Origin of the sequence: Thalassotalea sp. PP2-459, from assembly GCF_001913705.1 — a bacterium.
GTDB classification, from domain to species: domain Bacteria; phylum Pseudomonadota; class Gammaproteobacteria; order Enterobacterales; family Alteromonadaceae; genus Thalassotalea_C; species Thalassotalea_C hakodatensis.
Window position 1 is genome coordinate 25334 of sequence record NZ_MKQD01000033.1, and the last position, 21742, is coordinate 47075.

A 21742-nucleotide genomic window follows, 5' to 3' on the forward strand; every position below is an offset into this window, starting at 1 on the left:
ATAATACTTAATATAGTATACAATCTAGCGAGATGGTATTTTTACTTAATTTATATTACTTGGCAACCAAATTTGTTCAAATGTTCAATTTAAAACGATGAACGACTACTTCTTTACACGCTTACTAATTTTTTTTGCTTTGGCTTTTTTTTGTGCGGCTGATTTTTTTACTTTAGGTTTTTTTACTGCAACGCGTGCTTCTTTATGTTTGGGCCTTAATGATTCAATGACTCTTCTAGCTAGACGCTCGCCCATATAACGCTCTATTTTAGCAACGTTCGCCATGTCATGCGCTTCTGTTAATGAAATCGCGGTGCCTTTGTTGCCTGCTCGACCTGTTCGACCAATACGATGTAGGTAAATATCAGCTTTACGTGGCATATCAAAATTTATAACGTGAGATATATCGTCTATATCTAAGCCTCGCGCTGCTACATCAGTGGCAATTAGAACGCGTACTTTTCCATTTCGTACACGCTCAACGGCACTGTTTCTTTTATCTTGTGGCATTTTCCCCTCAAGCCATGCACAGGGAATTTGTGCAGCATATAACTTGCCAGATAATGTTTGTACGGTTTCTCTTTTATTGGCGAAAACTACGGCCCTAGTAACTTCTTCTTGTTTTAATGTGTTAATTAATAGATCTAATTTATGATCTTTATCATCAGCTAGGTGGATCCACTGATGAATTTTGCCTTTTTCTTTTCTAGATGGCGTAGCTTCAAGGTATACTGGTTCATTAAGAATATCTTTTGAAAATTTTACAACCCCTGACCCCTCTAATGTGGCTGAAAACAACATGGTTTGTTTTCGCCAGCGAGCTTCTCCGATAATTCGATTAATAGTTTCTGAAAAGCCCATATCTAACATTCGATCAGCTTCATCAAGGATCAATATTTCAATTTCACGTGCATCAAATTGCTCTGTTTCTATGTACTCTAATAGCCTACCAGGAGTGGCAATCAGCATGTCTGTAGTTGAGGTGAGTATTTCTTTATGGCTACCGTAATTTACACCACCCGTGATCACGCCCGTTTTTATATTGGTTTGCGCGGTTAACTGTTCGCTATGTTCGCTGATTTGCAGAGCAAGTTCACGTGTTGGTGTTAGCACTAATACTCTAGGAAAGCCGGGTTTTGTTCTTGGATAATCAAGCAAATGCTGAGCAGCGGGTAATAAAAATGCTGCGGTTTTTCCAGTACCTGTAGGAGCTGATGCAAGAATATCTTTTCCTGTCATTGCTTCTGGAATAACTAAAGATTGAATTGAAGTCGGCTTCTTATAACCCGCCTCTTTAATACCGGCTAATAGGGCTGAATCAAGTTCAAAAGGTTCAAACATATATACTGCTTTGGGTTGTTAACAAAAATTGGCGCTAATTATAATGGGTTTAAACAAAATTAGCTAAGATTATTACTCGGGTGTGTTGATCTTTGCTGAACACTTTAGCTGCGTTATATTTGCTGTTTGTACAAGCCTGAACTTATGTGCAGGGGCGTTCATTTATAAATAAGTGAAAACGACATAGAAAATAAAAAACAACTACAAGTAACGTTGAACAATCAGATTAATGTTGCAGAATTTCTGATATTTCATTTGTAATCTGTTGGCACCAAGTGGCAATACGCTCATCTGATAAGTCATATTGGTTGTCTTCATCAAGTGCAAGACCGACAAAATGTTCACCATTTTCAGTTAATGCTTTAGATGCGGCAAATTCATAACCGCTATTAGGCCACTGACCAATAACATAACCGCCTTGGGCGATAACTTGATCATGTAATAAACCAAGCGCATCTTGAAACCAGTCTGTGTAACCAATTTGATCACCCATGCCATAAAGGGCGATAATTTTCCCATTCAGATCTAATAGCGCAATGTCTTGCCATTGGCTTTCCCAATCTTCTTGAATTTCGCCGTAATCCCATGTGGAAATCCCAAAAATCAGGATGTCGAATGTTAAACATTCACTTAGGCTCGTTTCTTTTAAATTAAACAACGTGATGCTGTGTTCTGGAAATTCTGCCTGTATTTTCTCAGCTGCTATTTCGGTGTAGCAGGTTGTTGAACCGTAAAAAAGACCAATATTCATTGAGTTATTGAACGCCATATTTAAGTGAGTAGTAGAATACGCGCGCAGTTTATCAGATGCTGATAGTATCTTGCTAGTTTGTCATCACAAGTACTTAGCATGACGTAATTTTATTGTCTGTTTTCAGGTCTTATTTTTACAGATTAACAGTTGAGCTTTTTTCACATCATCTTTAATCTTCATTTATCGGTGAAGGATTTAGCGATAATCGGTTTATTTGTCTATTTTGCTAATGATACACTGTGGTTAATAATTCGATATTTAGGTAGTTTTATGTTTTCAACACGTGTTTTTTCCGCTGCGATATTTAACGCAGCACTATTGTTTTCTTCAATAGCTGCGGTAAGCGCAGCTGAGAGTATACCCACAGAGAGTCAAAAATTATCACAACGACTGAACCAATTAATTGGTTTGGACGTTCAATCTATTACACCAACGCCGGTTGATAACATTATTGAAGTGACAACAGATCAAGGGATTTTTTATGCCAGTGCAGACGGAAAGTTCCTGATCCAAGGTAAGCTATATGGTATTGGGGATAACGTGATAAATTACACTGAGAGATCGCTTGCTAAATTACGCATGACAGGGCTCTCTAAGTTTGAAGAGGATATGATCGTATATCCTGCTAAAGATGAAAAACATGTCGTTACCATCTTTACTGATATTACTTGTGGCTACTGTCGTCAGCTACATCAACAAATGAGTGACTATAACGATCTTGGCATAACAATTCGCTACTTGCCTTATCCGCGTTCTGGTGTTGTAGACCGTTTTGGTAATTTAACGCAAGGCTTTAAAGATTTACGCTCTATTTGGTGTCATGAAAAGCCAGATAACGCGCTGACAAAAGCTAAAGCCGGCTCTTCTGTTGCACAACGTATTTGTGATAAACCGCTTGAAGCAGAGTTTGAGTTTGCCCGCCAAGTAGGTGTTAATGCAACACCAGCGATTGTTTTTGATAATGGCATGATGATCCCAGGTTATAAAACGCCATCATCTTTAATTGAAATATTAGAAAGTATGCCGACTGATGGTTAATAAGTAATAGTAATGACACAATCAATGACGATTACACGTCGAGCTATCGTTGACGATAGCTTCCTTCCTAATGAATTACATCCAACAATCAAGCAAATTTATGCCAGTAGAGGAGTTAATCATGCTGATGAATTAACCCTCAACGTAAATAAGCTTATTGACGTAAAGCAATTGATGGGGCTTGATGCTGCCTGTTCGGTATTACACCAAGCGATAATCAGCCAAGAAACAATTGTCGTAGTTGGCGATTTTGACGCCGATGGTGCAACAAGTACAGCATTAATGATGCAGGCATTAACTTGGCTTGGCAGCAAACATCATCATTTTATTGTGCCAAATCGTTTTGAATATGGTTATGGGTTAACACCTGAAATTGTCGATATCGCCCACCAGCAAAAAGCAAAGTTATTAATCACGGTAGATAGCGGTATTAGTTGCCTTCGTGGCGTTGCGCACGCCAAATCGTTAGGCATGAAAGTGATTGTCACAGATCATCATTTACCTGGGCAAACGCTTCCCAATGCTGATGCTATCGTTAATCCAAATCAACCTGAGTGCCAGTTTCCAAGTAAGTCTTTAGCCGGTGTAGGTGTTGCTTTTTACTTTATGTTGGCAATGCGAAAGTATCTTAGAGATATTAATTGGTTTACTGAGCAAGCGTTGGCAGAACCTAATTTAGCGCGACTTTTAGATTTAGTGGCGCTTGGTACCGTGGCTGATGTTGTTTCGTTAGACAATAACAATCGCATTTTAGTGGAACAAGGGTTAAAAAGGATCAGAGCAGGGCATACAAGGCCAGGTATTCAAGCATTGATCGAAGTAGCGAATAAAGATCAACGACAATTAGTCGCTAGTGATTTTGGCTTCGCGCTTGGTCCGCGTATCAATGCTGCTGGTCGACTTGATGATATGTCGTTTGGCATTCATTGTTTATTAGCACCTGACATGATGTCAGCAAGAACAATGGCAATAGAGCTTGATGCATTAAATAAGTCTCGACGAGAAATCGAACAAGGCATGCAACAAGAAGCGGAAACTATATTACAACGCTTAGATGTTGATATTAACACCTTACCGTATGCAATATCACTATTTCACCCGCAATGGCATCAAGGTGTAATCGGTATTGTTGCAGGGCGAATAAAAGAAAAGTATTACCGACCTACCATTGTGTTTGCAGCCAATGAAGCTGGTGATGAACTTAAAGGCTCTGCACGGTCTATTGCCGGTTTACATATTCGTGATTTACTCGAACATATTGACAGTCAGCATCCTGGGCTTATTTTAAAATTTGGTGGTCACGCGATGGCTGCAGGGCTTAGTATTGTAAAAGCGGATTTTTCACGTTTTCAAAAACTGCTAAATCAATACGCACAACAGTGGATTGCTGCCGATAAATTACAAGGGCAATTGCTTACCGACGGAGAGCTTGCCATTAAAGACATGACGTTACCTTTTGCGGAATTACTCAGACAAAGTGGGCCTTGGGGACAGGCGTTTCCAGAGCCTGTATTTGAAGGTGTTTTTACCCTAGAGCAGCAACGAATTGTTGGTGAAAAACATTTAAAACTGGTGTTAGCAAAAGATAAGCAAGTGTTTGATGCCATCGCGTTTAACGTTGATGTTAATCTATGGCCAAATCATGCTGCTACCTACGTTCGTGTAGCATATAAGCTAGATATAAATGAATTTAGAGGACAACGAAATGTTCAACTTTTAGTTGAACAAATACTGGTGGAACCTCGTTAAAAAATAAACAGATAAAACCGTCGGAAAGCGTTTATTTGCCTAATGTTTTACGCTACAATGCGCGATTGTTTTTTCGTTATCTAAAGAACCCTAATAATTTCAGAAAATGGCTATGTTTGAAGTAAATCCAGTAGTAAATCAAATAAAAGAAATTCGCGAACGCACACAGATGCTTCGGGGGTACCTTTGACTATGATCTTAAAGCAGAGCGACTTGTTGAAGTTGTAAGGGAATTAGAATTACCCGATGTTTGGAACGAGCCCGAACGCGCGCAAGCGCTGGGTAAAGAACGTGCTAACCTAGAAGCCGTGGTAGAAACCATTGTTACGCTAGAAGCAGGTTGTGAAGATATTGAAGGATTAATTGAGCTAGCCGTAGAAGAAGACGACGAAGAAACCTTTGAAGATGCGCAACAAGAAGTTGCTGTTTTAGTCGAAAACCTTGAAAAACTAGAATTTCGCCGCATGTTTTCTGGCGAACAAGACGCCGCTGATTGTTACTTAGATATACAATCAGGATCTGGCGGCACCGAGGCACAAGACTGGGCTGAAATGCTGATGCGTATGTACTTACGTTGGGGTGAAGCTCACGGATTCAAAACCGAAGTTATCGAAGTAACGGATGGTGATGTGGCTGGTATAAAAGGCTGTACGATTAAATATACGGGTGATTATGCTTACGGATGGTTGCGCACTGAAACTGGTGTTCACCGTTTAGTGAGAAAATCACCTTTTGACTCTAGCGGTCGAAGACATACCTCATTTGCCTCAGCGTTTATTTATCCAGAAATTGATGACAATATCGACATTGATATTAACCCTGCTGATCTACGTGTTGATACCTTCAGAGCATCTGGTGCTGGTGGGCAACATGTAAACAAAACAGACTCTGCTATTCGTATTACGCATATTCCTACTGGTGCAGTTGTGGCATGTCAAAGTGATCGCTCGCAACATAAAAACCGTGCAACAGCCATGAAGCTATTAAAAGCAAAATTGTATGAAATGGAAATTCAAAAACAAAACGAAAGTAAGCAAGAACTAGAAGATGGTAAGTCTGATATTGGCTGGGGAAGCCAAATACGCTCTTACGTACTTGATGACAGTAGAATTAAAGATTTACGAACCGGTGTTGAGAACCGCAATACACAAGCTGTACTCGATGGCGATTTAGATAAATTTATTGAGGCAAGCCTTAAATCGGGTTTGTAGTACATAAAAACATGCCCAATGTTTTATTGGGGAAGCATAAGTAACACTTGAGAATTCAAATGACAGAGCAAATTCAAGACGAAAATAAATTGATTGCCGAGCGTCGCGGCAAATTAGCGCAAATTCGAGAAAACTGTTCGGCCAATGGTCACCCAAACAAGTTTGATCGAAAACACTATGCAGCTGATTTACAAGCTGCACATGGCGAGAAAGATAAAGAAACGCTTGAATCTGAAACTGACGTTTATAGTATTGCTGGCCGTGTAATGGCGAAGCGTGGTCCATTTTTGGTGCTTCAAGATATGTCAGGTCGCGTGCAAGCTTATGCCGATAAAAATGTACAAAAAGATATTAAAGCGCGTTGGGGCTTGTTAGATATTGGTGACATTATTGGTGTAACGGGTACCTTGCATAAATCAGGCAAAGGTGATTTATACGTTAATATGAATGAATATCAGTTATTAACTAAATCATTGCGGCCGTTACCTGAAAAATTTCATGGCTTACAAGATACAGAAACAAAATATCGTCAACGTTACGTTGATTTGATCATCAATGAAGAAACACGCAATACCTTCAAAGTTCGTTCGAAAGTTGTTGAAGGTATACGTCGCTTTTTAGCCGAGCGTGACTTTATGGAAGTTGAAACGCCAATGCTACAAACCATACCTGGTGGTGCAACGGCAAAACCATTTGTTACCCATCATAACGCGTTAGACGTTGAAATGTTTATGCGTATCGCGCCAGAGTTATATTTGAAGCGTTTAGTTGTCGGTGGTTTTGAGCGTGTATTCGAAATTAACCGTAACTTTAGAAATGAAGGCTTATCAACGCGTCATAACCCAGAATTTACCATGATTGAATTCTATCAAGCGTATGCTGATTATAATGACTTGATGGATTTAACCGAAGAAATGCTTCGTACCGTTGCTGAAGAGGTATTAGGCACAAGCATGATCCGTAATACGGTGAAGAACGCTGATGGTGAAGTGGTTGAAGAAAAGTTTTATGACTTTGGTAAACCATTCGCTCGTTTATCAATGGTTGACGCCATTCTAAAATATGCACCGGAAGGCTTAGTTACTTCTGAAGATGAAGCGGCATTGCGTGACCCTAAAAATAACGTTGAAACGATAAAAGCGTTAGCGAAAAAGGCGCATGTGAAAGAAGGTGAAGCGGCAAAAGTTTGGGGGCCAGGTAAATATATCTGTGAGATCTTCGAAGAATTAGCTGAACATCAGCTTGATCAACCCACGTTTATCACAGAATACCCTTGGGAAGTGTCACCGTTAGCACGTCGCAATGACGAGAATTCCTTCATTACGGATCGCTTCGAGTTTTTCGTTGGTGGTCGAGAACTTGCTAATGGCTTTTCAGAGTTAAATGATGCAGAAGATCAAGCAGAGCGTTTTCGTAAGCAAGTAGAAGAAAAAGACGCTGGCGATGACGAAGCAATGCATTTTGACGATGACTATATTCGTGCTTTAGAGCATGGTATGCCGCCAACAGCCGGTGAAGGTATTGGCATCGATCGATTAGTGATGTTATTTACAGATTCTCCAACGATTAAAGACGTTATTTTATTTCCGCATATGAGACCAGTTGCTGAGTAAAAATAACGTTCATATTGAAAAAGGCAATCGATTGATTGCCTTTTTTTGTGGATATCAACAGGATGTGTCCGCTAACTAGGAAGGTCTGTCACCCCCCAAATAAAAGCGATTAAAAAGGCGATAGTTAATAACAGTATATAAATTATTCCTATGACTCCATACTTGAGCAGCGTGAAAAAATGACCTTGTTGATACACACGCACTTGCATGAGGTATAAGTAAACTGGTATCCAAATGATGCCGAGGGTAATAATAAATTGTAAGCCATCAACCATAATGCCGCTTGAAGGTGGCAGCATATCTTGAAGCAAAGATATTAATTCAATTAATAACACGGCTAAAAAGATAAAACTGTGGCTGTGTAAAGCAACGGTCAGGTGTTCTAAATAAAGTCTTTTTGAAAACATATACATTATTTTCAATAACACGGCAAAAATAGGTAGTAACACAAACATTAGTTGCGGCAATTTATCTAACGCTTGCTCAAATAGTTGCTCTAAAGATGAGTTTTGTACCTTTTTCTCAATGGTGTTGGTTGCTTGTTCAAGTTTTTTATTTGCACTCGGGGTTAACCAATTAAACGTAAAAGTACCATCGGGATTATTGCTAAATTGCACACCACCTGTGTTGTTTGGCTCAGCCTTTCCTGCGAGAACATTCTGCCATTTAGCGACAAGCTTTTGATATTGTTCTTGCTCCTCAACGGTTAATTTCTTTGCTGTGGTTTGTTTTTTTTCCGCTTCAACTAGTTTTTGTATTAATAGGTATAAATTACGATTATTAATGGTGTCCTTTTCTTTTATATCAGCAAGTTTACTTTCTAAAGAGGCTAATAACGTTAGCTTATCAGAAATGTTTACTGTGGCTTCTTGTGCTTTATAAATTGCCTCAATTTTACTAATTTCCTTTGATAAACTTTCAATTTCCTTAGTATGTTCTGATTGTAAATCTGCGGAAGCAAAAAACTTTAAAGAGATAAAAAAGATAATACTGATAAACAAATAAAGTCTAAGCGGGGGAATATAATGTACCCTATGACCTGCAAAGTATTGATTAGTTAAAAAGCCAGGGCGAAATAACAAGGGCAATAATGTTCGATTAGCGCGTGAATCAAAGCTAAATATATCGTCTAGAATATGTAGAATGACCGTCCAAAAATATGTCAATGTTGATTCAGCCTCTTGCCCACATTGTGAACAATAAGGCCCGTTTATTGGCGCATGACAGTTATCACATTCTTTGATGTGTGGTTGAGCGGATGCCTCAGGAGGACTTCTTTGAAGCTGCTGTTCGTGATCCATAATAATAAAAACACATTAAAAAAGTTAATATTATCAGTTCATTGTTAGCGGCAGTAGCAATTTTTTAAAGATATTGTCATGAATTCGTATCTTTTACGTGATGAATGCAAAATGTTCTGTTAAATTTAGTCTATTGAGAATTTCTCACAAAAAAGCCAACAGTAGGAGAATTATAATGGCGTTTGAAGTGACCTTTGAATTATCAGATTCAGATCTAGACCATTTTCGTGATGTAATGAAGAAAGCTCAACAAGGAGCAAAAATATTATCACAAGCGAGTATTTTAGATAATGCGCGTAAATTAAGCGAAGATGTAAAAGGTGGTGTTCCTGCTTTTGTTAGTGAGCGTATTAAAAAATTAGAAACGCTAGTCGCGATGATTGAAGATAGTGAATGGCAAATACCAGAAGAAGAAAAAAACGACGTACTTACAGCACTTGCTTATTTTAGTGATCCTGAAGATCTCGTGCCTGATCATATTCCAGCATTAGGCTTTTTAGATGATGCCATCATGATTGAACTCGTGGCCGAAGAACTAAAAGATGATATTGAAGCGTTTGAAGAGTTCTGTGCTTATCGTGAAAGAGAGCAAGCACGCTCTGGTGACGCACCAATTACTACCGAAGATTGGTTAGATGCAAAACGACGTGAACTTCATAGCCGTATGCGTAACCGTAGGTCTACACGCCGAGGTGGCCGCTCATCATTCCGTTCGATTTTCTAATCGACACCAGTTAACAGAATAAACAAAAGCACTAATCGTATTCCCGTTAGTGCTTTTTAATGAAAAAACGATAATTATTCAAATATATTTCGTTAGATTGGTCTGATACTGTATGAAAAATACTTAGATGAAGTTCTCTAAAAGCTAAAGCGAACAGGCGTTATCTAGTAACCTCTGATAGCTTCTTATTGCCCTATTTTATGCTGTAGGGATGCTTCAATGCTATCTGTGCTGTATCCAACACCTTGTTTAAATACAGTTTTAATATTATTGATCACATTTGGGTTTTTCTTTAAGCTTCCTGTTAAAATTAAAAAGTCTGCACGTTTTCCCTCTTTAATTAAACCGATATCATTCCTTTTTAGGATCCTAGCACCATTGTATGTCATCACTTGTATCGCTTGTTCTGTGCTGAATCCGGCTTCCAGAAAAAGTTTAAAGTTACGTTGATCGCCATAACCTGGTAATAAGAATCGTCCAGCATCTACTCCAGCACCAAGCAGTCCACCCATGTTGTAGAATTGGTAATCAAATGCCATAATTCGTTTAAGTCTTTGCTCTCGTTGATGGTCGCTTTTGCCTTTATGCTGCTGTGAACTTTGATAGCGTTGTTTCATTTGTTCTGACATGAGTAGAATACTCCGTTGGTCAGCTTGCGAACGGTGCGAAATAGATGATTCGAAAATAGACAAGGTGGACGTTAAAAATACATTATTAGAGATCATTAACTGTTGTAGAGCTTTAACTTTGGGACTAGCAACATCAATAATATCTATGTATTCACGGCCGCCATTACATTGTCCAAATGTTTTATTCGTTCTAAAATCACTCGCGCTGTTGAGGCCGTGCTGTATCCCATCAATGCCCATGTTGATAGCTTCTGCAAAGGTTATCGAGCAAAGATGACCAGTCACGAAGAGTTTTAATTTATGTGCTTCAGTGATTATCGTTTGTAACTGAGTAGGCTCTATATGTCTATAGACTTTAATCCATTTTACGCCTTTGTCTTTCCAGTATTTTAAAGTTTTAGCAATATCTTTAGCTTTATTTACTTGTTGCATATTATTGTTACCATCAGAGCCGGTAAAATAAGGGCCACTAGCAATAATTTCGGGTCCAAGTTTTTGACCTAAGGCTATGTCATTCGCTAGAGCAATTTCTTTCTCTGGAAACGCGGAGCCTACTGTTTGAATACTTGTGACACCTGCGGCTAAATATAGCTTAGCTATATTATCGCCATTATATTTATGACCAGAAATATGCAAGTGGTTATGAACGCCAATAAATCCAGGTATCACGGTGTGATTTTTTACGTTAACGAGTTCGTAGCCAGAGGGAATGTTTAATTTGCTAGTGTCGCCTATTTTTACTATGCGATCATTCACAACGAGAATAGTTTGATCGTACTTTACCTTCTCACCTGTACCATCTATTAGCTGCACATTGATAAAAGCTCTTGCACCTTTGTGGTAAGTAATAACATGTTGGGAAGCTTCACTATTAGCGACAACAAATAGGCTATTAAGAAGTAAACCTCCTAGCAATAATAATGCAACTGCATATGAAGCTTTCAATGTAAAATTACCTGTTGTTTGAACTTTTCTTCAAGGTAGTTCTCATTCAGGCTATGATGCCATAAATTTTTATTTTGCCCGTTATCTTTTGCGATTTCACCGATTCGACCTGGGTTGAACTTGAATATATTTTCTGTTTTATAGTTAGCAATTTCGTCAGTATATGCTTCATCCACAGATATAATTTTCCATTCCAGCCTTCTAAGTTCATCTACTAGTCCGCCGATAAAAAGGGCAGAGATATCCATTTCATGCAGTAATAATACGTGCTTTGGTGAGCGGCCTAAGTGCTTAATTGCCATGTCATCATAGTAGGTTATGCTTTCTATTAGTTGCTCCACATAAAATTTTTCCATGCGTTGCATATCAATCTTTATACCTTGTTTGACCGCCTGCTGAAATAAGCTTTCAATATACCAATCGTAATTGTTCAACGAAACATAAGCATTTTTGTAACGGTATTTAGTTAATAATTGTCGCATTCCATTGCGTTTTTCTAAGTTGTCTCCTTCTCTCAGATATGGAAACCTGAACCAAGAACGGAAGTTATCATATGAGTGGAGTTTGGTGTGAGCTTGTAAAAAGTCATCACCGTAATCATTTAGATTTGATTGGTTGATGTTAGGGTGACTATCCGTATGGTTTGCTATGATATGTCCTGCACTCGCATAACGTCTTAATCGTGCAGTTCCTTCTGCATCTAACCTGTTAGACACGGAAAAAAAAGCGACTTGCGGTACATTGTGCTTGGCCAATTGTTTAATCAATAATTGCGATCTGGTTTTACCATCTAAATAACCATTTGCATGTCTTGGTGAGTCATCAAAAGTAATCGCTAATTCTTTAGCAAAAATGCTTGGAAAGTACAGAAAACAAAAAACAGTACATAGGGCTTTATAATTCATGAATATTCTTTATTCGAGTTTTTCTTTAGCCTATCAAAAATTACACGATCGTCACATAGCTCTAGTTAATTTTCAATTTTTTGAAAGTGAAGTTGGATGTAACGGTCAAAGTCGGTTGAGGTCTATGGTAAATCTCATCCATCTGCGTTAAATGATGACAGCATATTCTAACCCAGCCAAGGAGGTTGCATTTGCATTACCCTTTTTATAATTTGAATTAGTAATAAATTACTTTGGTATCCACTAACAAATAACCATAATTCACACTAGTGCGTTAAATATAATCACATTTCACGCTCCGTAATTGTTTTTCACGCACAATATAGTTTGTAATCATAATTCATGAAGTGGTGCTTTATATAATTATTTTTCATGGTAAATCATCATTTTTAGGTGGGAAATATGGTATTAGCTAAACGCGCAAAGTTCTTTGATTAACGACATCAAAGCCTATTTTGCCAGTATTCACAGCGGCCAGAGAGTAACTTACATCCAGCGAACTACCAGTCAGAGACTTTATTCTAAACCGAACATAATAAGAGTGATTTGAGCTGGTCCAGCGGTGAAATGGGGACTTGACGGTAAATGAGTGAGGGAATTTCAGGTATGATACTTAACCAGAGGAGCAAAAAGGTGGTTTATACTTCCTATATCCTTAATAAGAAATAATCAATTTTTACACCCGCCTTCCACGTGCCTATGTATGATCACTATTATCGTTACTGGCTGCTCACAATACGTGGGTCAGATAAAGTCGGTTTTTGTGTTTGAGCAAAGGTTTTTTCATCAGGTGATATATGCTTGAACTATAAATGAGACAGTACGTCCATCACCCAGTAAGAAAGGAAATAACCGCGACATCGCACCGACTCGCTTACCTCGCTATTTGCTCACCACTGCCAAAGACTTTACCCTTGATTGATTATCCAATATCGGACAAGCCGATAAATTAGTTAAGCTGCATCAAATATAAATTAATGTTTGACACCTAAAATTACCTTATTGTAACCTTAGGGTGTCATAAAGGTCGAAAAAGGTGTCGAATATGAAAAATACTGAGCAAACAGCACACTCGATAGAGCAGCTTGAACAATATGAAAAGAATAAATTTTTTGTACTGAAAGGACTCATTTTAAGTTTTATTGGCTGGCAACTAGGGCAAATAATGGGCGATCATTTCACTGACATTCTTCACCCTTATGTTCTATTTGTATTTCAATTAATCAACTTGCTGGGGGCACTTGCTTGGGTTGGCTTTATTCTTTATTTCATTAAAATAGGTCGGTTTCTAAAAAATAATCTGGCTTTAAATCATCAAATTAACGATGAGCGTACAAAACTGATCAGACTTCGGGCAATGTCTTACGGACTAGTCATTACACTTGGTACAACCGCCTTGCTTTTTGGGGCATCAATATTGTTTGATGCGTTCGCCCAAAACTTTGCCTTAAGTGGCACCTTAGTGGCGAGGTCTGTTCTTTTGGTCGCGGTAGCGTCCACCTTAATTAGCTATTTATTGTTGGAAAAAGACGCATGAGTTATAAAGTAAACAACTGCATCAAAGTCTGGCGCGCTAAGTTGGATATTACCCAGCAAGAGTTGGCACAAAAAGTATTGGTCTCACGCAAAACAATTAGTACTTTAGAAAGAGGTGTTTACATGCCCTCTGTGGGTTTGGCCTTAAAACTGGCGGAATTATTTGATACCAAAGTAGAGGAAATATTTACGCTTGATGACAAGACTTAATAACCTTAACTTTCGCAGTGCAATAGAAATTTTGTATCTAACACAAGGGTTCAGGCTGCATATTTTAAGCTGGAAAATGGGGTCAGGTACATTAAATGCTTAGTTGATTACTACAGACTTTAGTAAACGTGGTTATTTATTTTGAGTAAGCCAAGTCTACAGATGTGAATGGAAATAGGCTTGTGTTAAGGGTGGGTGACAAAAAGCATGAGAACAAAAAAAGCGATGATTACCGCATTAAAGGTAATAATATAAGCAAACCCTTTAATACCCTCTTTAACTGTGTATCCTTTAGCGTTGAGGTACCACCACCAAACGCCACACATGATTATGGGTAATAAGAAAAAAAGACGGATCATATTTAAACATCAAGTGATTGATTAATAACAGTATGGTAGTTTATTTTAGCGCTATTTGCACTGAAAGTTGATAAAAAGCGTTAAACATTATTTATCGGCTGGGCGTAACGCTTAAAAGTCTACCTTTATTTATGTGTTGTATTAATACCTAGTTACCCATATATCATTGAAAGAAATGGGGAACTTGGTGAAAATATGGATTTTTTGAGTGTTAGACTTATTACAGTCTTGTTAATTATCATCAGTTGTTGCTTGCTCGGTTTTGTGATGTTTCGCTTGGTGAAGTGGAGTAAAAAGATGCCAAAAGGCGCATTTATTTTTCTGGCACTTTTCCCGTTAATTTCTATATTTCCTATTCCGCCACAAGAAATAAAAAAATTAGAAAAAATAAAGCAGCAACAAATAAAAAAGGAAAAGGAGAACTCAGAGCCTCACGAAAGCTCTGAATAAATGTTTATCTAACTACCCGTTTACTTTGTTTTGTTGCTCAATAAGTGCTGTTAATGGTTTTCTAATACTGTATAAAAACAGCAAACTAGGGATCACCATAGCGGAAGTCAATATGAAAAATAATGCCCAATTGCCATCAAGCCAATCTACAATAATGCCAGAATACGAACCGACCATAACTCTTCCAAAGGTACCTAATGATGCCATTAATGCATATTGGCTCGCAGTAAAGCTTTTATTACAAAGCACTGAAAGCAATGCAACAAAGGCGACCGATCCCCAAGCCGAAGTAAAGCCATCAACAAAGACCGTTAGGGCGAATAGTGCTTTATCTGGGCCTACAACCGCCATCGCAGAGAAGAGCAAGTTACTCGCAGACATCGCAATACCGCCAATAAATAACCCTTTTAAAATACCAAAACGTATAGTGAATATACTCCCTAATAAAGAGAACACGATTGTAGTGCCCCAGTTAATGAGTTTCGAATAATAAGCAATATCTTCGTTGGAAAAACCTACCTCACGATAGAACACGATCGACATACGCCCTAAGTACGCTTCGCCAATCTTAAAGAGAAAAATAAACATCAAAATTGAAAATGCTAATTTGGTGCCATTTCGGGTAAAAAATTCTTGTATGGGGGAAACTAATGTAGCTAATAACCAAGCAGTAAGCTTATGTACTCGTTGAATACTTGGGTTACTATTATCAATCAATTCATGATGGGAAATACTGCGATTAAGCCTGGTTAATTGGCGATAAAATAATGCGATTAAACCGACAACGGTTATTGATAAGGCATGAAATCGATAGGTTGTGCTGATCACATTGTCTGGCCAGCTTGGATAGCCAATATTAGCGTAAATAATCGCAGAGAAAATCAGCGGGATAATGAGTAAAATAAGCCAAGCTTCACGCGTGTAATGGGGTAATACCTTTACGTAATCGGTTTGTATTTTATTCAGCACTGCTTCACGGTTGTTTTCATTTGGTTCTTTTACGATAAAAGCAGTTAACATTAGTAGTAACATTATTAAGGCTAGCACTAAAAATACTTCTGACCACTGCCATTGAGGGTCACTGGCTAAAATAAACGGAATGCTGCCTAGACCTGCGTAACCAGTCCACCAGCCGGCGGTAGCCATAGCCGAACCCGCAGCCATTAAATTGTTATCTTTTGCTTGTAGAATATCAATACGATAAGCATCAATTGCGATATCTTGTGTGGCTCCGGCAATAGCGATAACCAAGCCGAAAAATGCCATTAAGTGCAACTGATGTTTTACATCAAAGGCACTAAGCTGTAGTGCAGCCAATACTATAATGGCTTGGGTCGCGATAATCCAACTACGTCGTTGTCCAAAGCTAGCGGTTAGCCAGGGTAGCTTTATTCTGTCGGCTAAGGGAGACCATAAAAAGTTAATACTATAAGCAGCAAATATTAAACCAAATAATCCGATACTTGAACGGCTTAGGCCTTCATCTTTTAACCAGCCGGTCATTGCTGAGCCTATCATTACCCAAGGGAAGCCGCTGGCCACGCCAAAAAAGAAAACTGTTAATAAGCGTTTATTTTTAAAATAGAGAAGCGTTTGTTTAATACTTTGCACTGAAATTTATTTTACGGTAAGTAAAGCTGCTAGCAGGGTAACAGGTTCTAAAAAGGGACAGAAGTAAAATATGTACACAAATATAGTTTTTACGCTAACGGGCGCCAACCTATGCAATCAATAGGGTAGCTGCCAATACCTTCAAAAAACTCAATACAGGTTTTTATTTCACTTTGAAAATATAAATTAGTGAGCAGCGATTGGCTGCCATGTAGTGAAAATTGATGTATCACATGCCAAAACACTCGCTCTTTTGCGCTACCGGGGGTTTCATCAGTAACGTTGATGAGTGTCCACTCTTCCATGGTGTCGTTTACGAAGCGGTCAAGTTCGGTGTAGTGTAATGTGTTGTCTATGACGGCTTTAACGTATGCTGTTGTTTGTAAAATTTTTTCATTGATGAACTGCTCAATGATCATGACTTTCCCCAATTGAGTTCTCGCGTATGCTTGAGCTACCGTAATATGAACTAGCTGAGATGGTGTGCAAGTCTGATTGTTATTTTTATTGGGAGGCTGCTACACGTACTATTTAGTTATCGTTGATAAATTGAATTCTGTCAAAATTTAACGCGTATTACTGTTGGGACAAATAGAAGAATGCGAGCACAAAGAGTAGCCCGCAATACAGGTAGCTTGTTTAACTGGTTTATTGTCCTTCAGGTAATAAGGTTGCTTTTTTGAGTATTACTTGCTCAATGGGTACATCTTCCCAACCGAGTTCTTCATTAAAGTCTGTTTTTACTTTTGCCATTTCAGTGACAATTTCTTCACCTTCAACGATTAACCCGAATACGGTATAACCCCAACTCACGCCTGGGTCTAAATTGGTGTTTTCGCCAATATTAAAGAAAAACTGTCTGTTAGCGGAGTGAGGTTGGCGCTCTCTAGCCATGGCTATGGTGCCTGTTACATTCTTCAACCCATTTCCTGATTCGTTAACAATATCACCGTTAGTTTTCTTTATTTTGAGATCGGTATCATAACCACCACCTTGTACTACAAAGTCTTCTACAATACGGTGGAAGATAGTATTGTTATATTCGCCACTCACTACATAGGTTAAAAAATTATCAACGGTTAAAGGCGCTTTAACACGATCAAGTTCAACAACTATCACACCTTTATTGGTTTCAAGTTTTACTTTTGGATACAAATTGTAAGGATCTAACTCCATATTTTGCGCAAACGTTTGTTGAATAAAGCACGTTAATATTAAAAGTAAGTATTTCATTATTTTCCTATCGTACTGAATTTTTTTGCACAAATTGTTGTAACTCTGGATCTTGCACCACTTGTGTTAGCAAAGAGCTAAGTTGTTGATTAAAATCTCGCTCAAGCACTGCCATATCGGCTTTCAAAATACCATTGCTAGTGGTAGTGCTGTTGAAGGTTTTCGTTAATGTTTTTTCACCCCCTGAAAACTGAGCCGTCAAACGAATAACAGAGCGACTAGCATATTTTGAAAGTGATTGTTCAACGGTAATTTTTGCCTGATTTATCACTAAGCGCAGTTGATTTTCTGACGTTGGTGAAACATCTAAGCCACTTTTTTTTAAGCCCGCAGAAAATGCAGTAGCAATATCTGTTTGTAAAGGAGTACGAGACGTTACGATATGTGCTGCACTGTCGTCTTTTATTATTTCTAATACATGATGTGCAGTACGCATATCTTCTACTGCCACAGAAGCATGTTGTCCAGAATAATGAGTATTTGTTTGCAAATGTAATTGCGGAGTAACAATGAAAGCATTTGGTGTAGTGCTACATGCTGTGGTTATAGCACTGGTAGCGATTACCGTACTGATCGCGAAAAAGCGACGAAAATATGAGATTTTTATCATGAGTTAATAGCCGTAAATCTTCTGAGAGTTTGTAATATTCCTTGATTAACATTATCACACATTCGTGTGTGATGAATATGGTAGCTTAGTTGATTCTTATCTTTTTACGTTGATCTTTTTTAAAGAAATACCATAAAAAACAGGTGTATTCATGTATCAATATCAAACATCAAAGGGTAAATGTAACAGGTTATGGTTTGTTGTATTTCGCATTTAGTTCGAACAAAGTCCAATCTCAAAAGTTCAACAGACCTTAGTTAAACTCAATTTTTATCCTTCTCATTTCCCCCGCCAATAGGCAAATTCTATCTATGTATATTAATAGTACTATTTATTATTAGTTATAATTTTTTAATACATTATATTAATTGTAAATATAATGTATACAATCTTTACAGGGGGGTTAATGGGGTGTAGTATCGGCTGAGCATAATGTATACAATATATTAAAAAATAAGTGTGCATTATGTTCTCTGTTACAATTCAGGAAACACAATAATGATGAATACAAAAACAATATTAAAACGTTCAGCTTGTGCATTAGCCGTTGCGTCAGCTGTTGCGATTACAACACCAACTATTGCAAATGATGCTTTTAACGGTACGGTTAAAGGGGTTATTTCTTCGGCAAGTAATCAACAACTTGCAGGTGCAACTATCACCTTGAAGCATAAAACCAAAGGTATTACTCGTACGATAATTACTGATGAGAATGGTAATTATACGCTTCGGAAGTTACCTATTGGCTTATATACAATGACCATTGAAAAGTCAGGTTTTGAACAAATACAAGCGCAAGATTTACTCGTTAAAGTGGGTAGTGCCATTGTTTACAATGGGGTGCTATATTCAAGCGGTACTGATATGGAAACCATTCAAGTCACTGGTAGTCGAATTGCGCCTGTTAATATGGAGTCCTCAGCAGGTGGTATTGTAATCACTGCAGAAGAACTTGAACGCTTACCCGTTGAAACTGGTTTTGAATCTATCGCGTTACTTGCGCCAGGTGTAGTTGGCAGTAACAGCTTTGGCGCTTCAAGTGTCGGGGGAAGCTCCTCAGCAGAAAATGCGTATTACCTAAATGGTATTAACATTACATCAATAAAAACAGGTATTGGTTCTATCGGTCTTCCATGGGAAGCCGTAGCACAAACTGAAGTGATTACGGGTGGAGTAGCACCAGAGTTTGGTGGTGCATTAGGTGGGATTGTTAATGCAGTATCTAAGTCAGGGTCAAATGAATGGGAATTTGGTGCATATGGCCGCATCGACCCAGCTGCGACACAATCACAGCATAATAACTTGTTAACCACTGAAGGGGATTACTTTTCGAATACGGAGCAAGACGAAAGCACTTTCACTCGTGCCTCAATTTGGGCAAGTGGCGCGTTAATTGAAGATTCACTGTTCTTCTACGGTATTTATGCGCCACAAAAAAATGAGTACGATGCAGCGGGTAGAAATACCATTGATATTGGTGAAAACACGGCAGATCGTTACTTAGCAACACTTGATTGGTTTATTAATGATGACCATTCAATTACAGCAACCGCGATTGGCTTTACTAATAAAGGCAAAGGTAAAACGTATGCCAATGATTGGGAAACACAAGATGTTGGCGAAGAATTAAGTCATTATAAATCACGCAGTGGCGGCGATATATTTGGTTTAACGTATTCTGGTATCTTAAATGACGACATGTCAATCGAGGTTGTTGCAGGTAGAACCAAAGACAAAACTTATAATACTGCAACAAGTAGTGACCCACTTGTATGGTCACAATTGACAGGGGGTTGGGTTAAAGTTTCTCGAGAAACAGCTTCATCAATTACTGAAAGTGAGTTTGTACGTGATCAGTTTCGTGCTGATTTTAGTTGGATGCTAGAAAATCACGATATTAAAATTGGCTTTGATTACACCAATATTGCAATTGAGTATGAAAATAGCCCTAACGGCGTAGGTGATCGAGTTGGTTGGTGGGATGTTTATTATGCATGGGCGAACAACCCTGTAGATTATCCAGTAGGTGACCCATATATTCGCCAGCGTATACGTACTGACTTTACAGACTCAGAAGTAAGCTCTAGCGCGTTATATATTCAAGATACTTGGGCTGTGACTGATCAACTCGTGTTAAATCTGGGCTTACGTTACTCAAATGTATACAACACTGTTTCTGACGGCCGTAAATATGTTGATGTAAAAGGCCAGTTTGCGCCGCGTGTACAAGCTATTTATGATTTAGAGGGCGATGGAACTTCAAAAGTATATGCAACTTTTGGTCGCTACTTTCAACCTGTATCTGCAAATATGAATATTACACAAGGCGGCCAACGTCGTGATGTAAGACGTTTTTATGAACTTGGTCAAGTTGATGCGAACGGAGAAGTTGTTCTTGATGCAGACGGAGCACCGAATGTTGGGGATTATTTAGGTGAAAATGTTGTGCAAGAAGGTATTAGTGAACCTACCTTAATTGCTAGCCAAGATATGGAATCTATGTATTCAGATGAATTTACTATCGGTTATGAAAGTGAATTTATGGAGGGTGATTTAGTGTACGGTATTCGCGGTATTTATCGTGAGCTAAAACGTTCCATTGAAGATACTGACTATGCACCTGTGTTACAAAAATGGTTTGCAGAAAACGGTATGTCAGGGGCTCCTAGTAGTGCATACGTACTTAATAACCCAGGTTCTGGCTTAGACATCAGCTATGACTTTGATGGTGATGGCGTGGCAGAAAGAGTTAATATTCCTGCGAGTTATATTGGCTTACCTGAACCTGAACGTAAGTATGCTGCCATTGAAAACACGTTGTCTGGTAAAATAGGTGAGAAGTTTAACTATAACGCTTCTTATACATGGTCACATAGCTGGGGTAATACAGAAGGCTTAGTGCGTACTGATAATGGCCAGGCTGATCCAGGTTGGACTACTTCATATGACTACGCTGAGTTGATGGATCATTCAAATGGTAATTTACCTAATGATCGCCGTCATTCATTTAAGTTAAATGGTTACTATCAAATTAATGATGAATTAACACTTGGTTTTAACACGCGTATTGCTTCAGGTGCACCGATCAGTAAGTTCTCTCGTCATCCATTGGGTGTTGACAGTTGTGCTGCCGGCTCTGTTTGGGAAGCTTGTTCTGGTGCAGGGTATGGACATGTATCGTTTTATGATGCAGAGGGAAATCCAGCTCCTCGAGGTATTTACGGTGAAACTGATTGGCTTAAAGAGTTTGACATGAGCCTTGCCTATAACACTACACTTGGTGAGGGTGATTTAATGCTTAAAGCGACAATCTATAATGTCTTTAATTTTGATACGCAAACGTCTATACAACAAGCATTTTCTCGTGATGGCGATAATGGTATCGAAGAGAACCCAAATTGGGGCATGACTACAGGTCGCTTAGGCGCTCGTTATGTTAGTTTTGAAGCGCGTTATAGCTTTTAATTAAACCACAAGTAACGGTTTACCGCGTTAACCTATTTAACGTGGGTATATAAAATGC

The 21742-nt window shown here is 38.5% G+C and carries 18 protein-coding genes; 9 read left to right on the forward strand and 9 right to left on the reverse strand.

The annotated features are described in order from the left end of the window. Positions 1-105: 105 nt before the first annotated feature. Both srmB and fldB read right to left on the reverse strand, forming a co-directional pair. The gene (srmB, locus tag BI291_RS06060; protein WP_074497133.1) at positions 106-1341 is read right to left on the reverse strand and encodes an ATP-dependent RNA helicase SrmB; all 1236 of its coding nucleotides are present in this window, start codon (positions 1339-1341) and stop codon (positions 106-108) included. 226 nt (positions 1342-1567) lie between these two features. Further along, positions 1568-2092, reverse strand: coding sequence for a flavodoxin FldB (fldB, locus tag BI291_RS06065; RefSeq protein ID WP_074497136.1), 525 nt, complete (start codon positions 2090-2092; stop codon positions 1568-1570). Positions 2093-2365: 273 nt separating this feature from the next. Here fldB and dsbC point away from each other — a divergent pair, with 273 nt between their 5' ends. The 4 genes from dsbC (at position 2366) to lysS (ending at position 7706) form a co-directional block, all read left to right on the forward strand. Continuing rightward, positions 2366-3133: a bifunctional protein-disulfide isomerase/oxidoreductase DsbC gene (dsbC, locus tag BI291_RS06070; RefSeq protein WP_074497138.1), complete on the forward strand. Its 768-nt coding sequence runs from the start codon at positions 2366-2368 to the stop codon at positions 3131-3133. Between the two features lie 24 nt (positions 3134-3157). Beyond that, the gene (gene recJ / locus BI291_RS06075; protein WP_074497227.1) at positions 3158-4882 is read left to right on the forward strand and encodes a single-stranded-DNA-specific exonuclease RecJ; all 1725 of its coding nucleotides are present in this window, start codon (positions 3158-3160) and stop codon (positions 4880-4882) included. A 112-nt stretch (positions 4883-4994) separates the two neighbouring features. After that, positions 4995-6093 (forward strand): peptide chain release factor 2 gene (prfB, locus tag BI291_RS06080; protein WP_175573082.1). Its coding sequence is split into 2 segments (ribosomal slippage): positions 4995-5069 and positions 5071-6093, totalling 1098 coding nucleotides; the frame shifts between segments, so codons are not numbered across the junction. 59 nt (positions 6094-6152) lie between these two features. Next, positions 6153-7706 (forward strand): lysine--tRNA ligase, encoded by a 1554-nt coding sequence (gene lysS / locus BI291_RS06085; RefSeq protein WP_074497141.1) that lies wholly within the window; start codon positions 6153-6155, stop codon positions 7704-7706. A 71-nt stretch (positions 7707-7777) separates the two neighbouring features. On the opposite strand, the gene BI291_RS06090 is transcribed toward lysS, so the two are convergent. Continuing rightward, a complete protein-coding gene (locus BI291_RS06090) occupies positions 7778-9007 on the reverse strand; it encodes a DUF3667 domain-containing protein (RefSeq protein WP_074497143.1) in 1230 nt (409 codons plus the stop codon). A gap of 175 nt (positions 9008-9182) precedes the next feature. Between BI291_RS06090 and BI291_RS06095 the strand changes: the two genes are divergently transcribed. Then, positions 9183-9731 (forward strand): YkvA family protein, encoded by a 549-nt coding sequence (locus BI291_RS06095; RefSeq protein ID WP_074497146.1) that lies wholly within the window; start codon positions 9183-9185, stop codon positions 9729-9731. Between the two features lie 185 nt (positions 9732-9916). Here the strand turns inward: BI291_RS06095 and BI291_RS06100 are convergent, their stop codons facing one another. Further along, positions 9917-11305: an amidohydrolase family protein gene (locus BI291_RS06100; RefSeq protein ID WP_074497148.1), complete on the reverse strand. Its 1389-nt coding sequence runs from the start codon at positions 11303-11305 to the stop codon at positions 9917-9919. Beyond that, the gene (locus BI291_RS06105; protein WP_074497150.1) at positions 11302-12210 is read right to left on the reverse strand and encodes a polysaccharide deacetylase family protein; all 909 of its coding nucleotides are present in this window, start codon (positions 12208-12210) and stop codon (positions 11302-11304) included. The genes BI291_RS06100 and BI291_RS06105 overlap by 4 nt, the downstream gene beginning before the upstream one ends. 1045 nt (positions 12211-13255) lie before the next feature. Between BI291_RS06105 and BI291_RS06110 the strand changes: the two genes are divergently transcribed. The 3 genes from BI291_RS06110 (at position 13256) to BI291_RS06120 (ending at position 14765) form a co-directional block, all read left to right on the forward strand. After that, positions 13256-13747 carry a hypothetical protein gene (locus BI291_RS06110; protein ID WP_074497152.1) on the forward strand — a complete coding sequence of 164 codons (492 nt, stop codon included), beginning with the start codon at positions 13256-13258 and terminating at the stop codon, positions 13745-13747. Continuing rightward, complete coding sequence (locus BI291_RS06115; protein WP_074497155.1) at positions 13744-13956, forward strand: helix-turn-helix transcriptional regulator; 213 nt, start codon at positions 13744-13746, stop codon at positions 13954-13956. Before BI291_RS06110 ends, BI291_RS06115 begins: the two co-directional genes overlap by 4 nt. Positions 13957-14510: 554 nt before the next feature. Then, the gene (locus tag BI291_RS06120) at positions 14511-14765 is read left to right on the forward strand and encodes a hypothetical protein (protein WP_083601926.1); all 255 of its coding nucleotides are present in this window, start codon (positions 14511-14513) and stop codon (positions 14763-14765) included. A gap of 12 nt (positions 14766-14777) precedes the next feature. Here BI291_RS06120 and BI291_RS06125 read toward each other — a convergent pair whose 3' ends face one another. The 4 genes from BI291_RS06125 to BI291_RS06140 form a co-directional block, all read right to left on the reverse strand. Beyond that, complete coding sequence (locus tag BI291_RS06125; RefSeq protein ID WP_286269608.1) at positions 14778-16376, reverse strand: MFS transporter; 1599 nt, start codon at positions 16374-16376, stop codon at positions 14778-14780. An 89-nt stretch (positions 16377-16465) separates the two neighbouring features. After that, positions 16466-16795, reverse strand: coding sequence for a hypothetical protein (locus BI291_RS06130; protein ID WP_074497159.1), 330 nt, complete (start codon positions 16793-16795; stop codon positions 16466-16468). Between the two features lie 229 nt (positions 16796-17024). Further along, a complete protein-coding gene (locus tag BI291_RS06135; protein ID WP_074497162.1) occupies positions 17025-17609 on the reverse strand; it encodes a peptidylprolyl isomerase in 585 nt (194 codons plus the stop codon). A gap of 7 nt (positions 17610-17616) precedes the next feature. Beyond that, positions 17617-18219: a YajG family lipoprotein gene (locus BI291_RS06140; RefSeq protein ID WP_074497164.1), complete on the reverse strand. Its 603-nt coding sequence runs from the start codon at positions 18217-18219 to the stop codon at positions 17617-17619. A gap of 498 nt (positions 18220-18717) precedes the next feature. Here BI291_RS06140 and BI291_RS06145 point away from each other — a divergent pair, with 498 nt between their 5' ends. Further along, complete coding sequence (locus tag BI291_RS06145; RefSeq protein ID WP_074497167.1) at positions 18718-21684, forward strand: TonB-dependent receptor; 2967 nt, start codon at positions 18718-18720, stop codon at positions 21682-21684. The last annotated feature ends 58 nt before the right edge of the window (positions 21685-21742 follow it).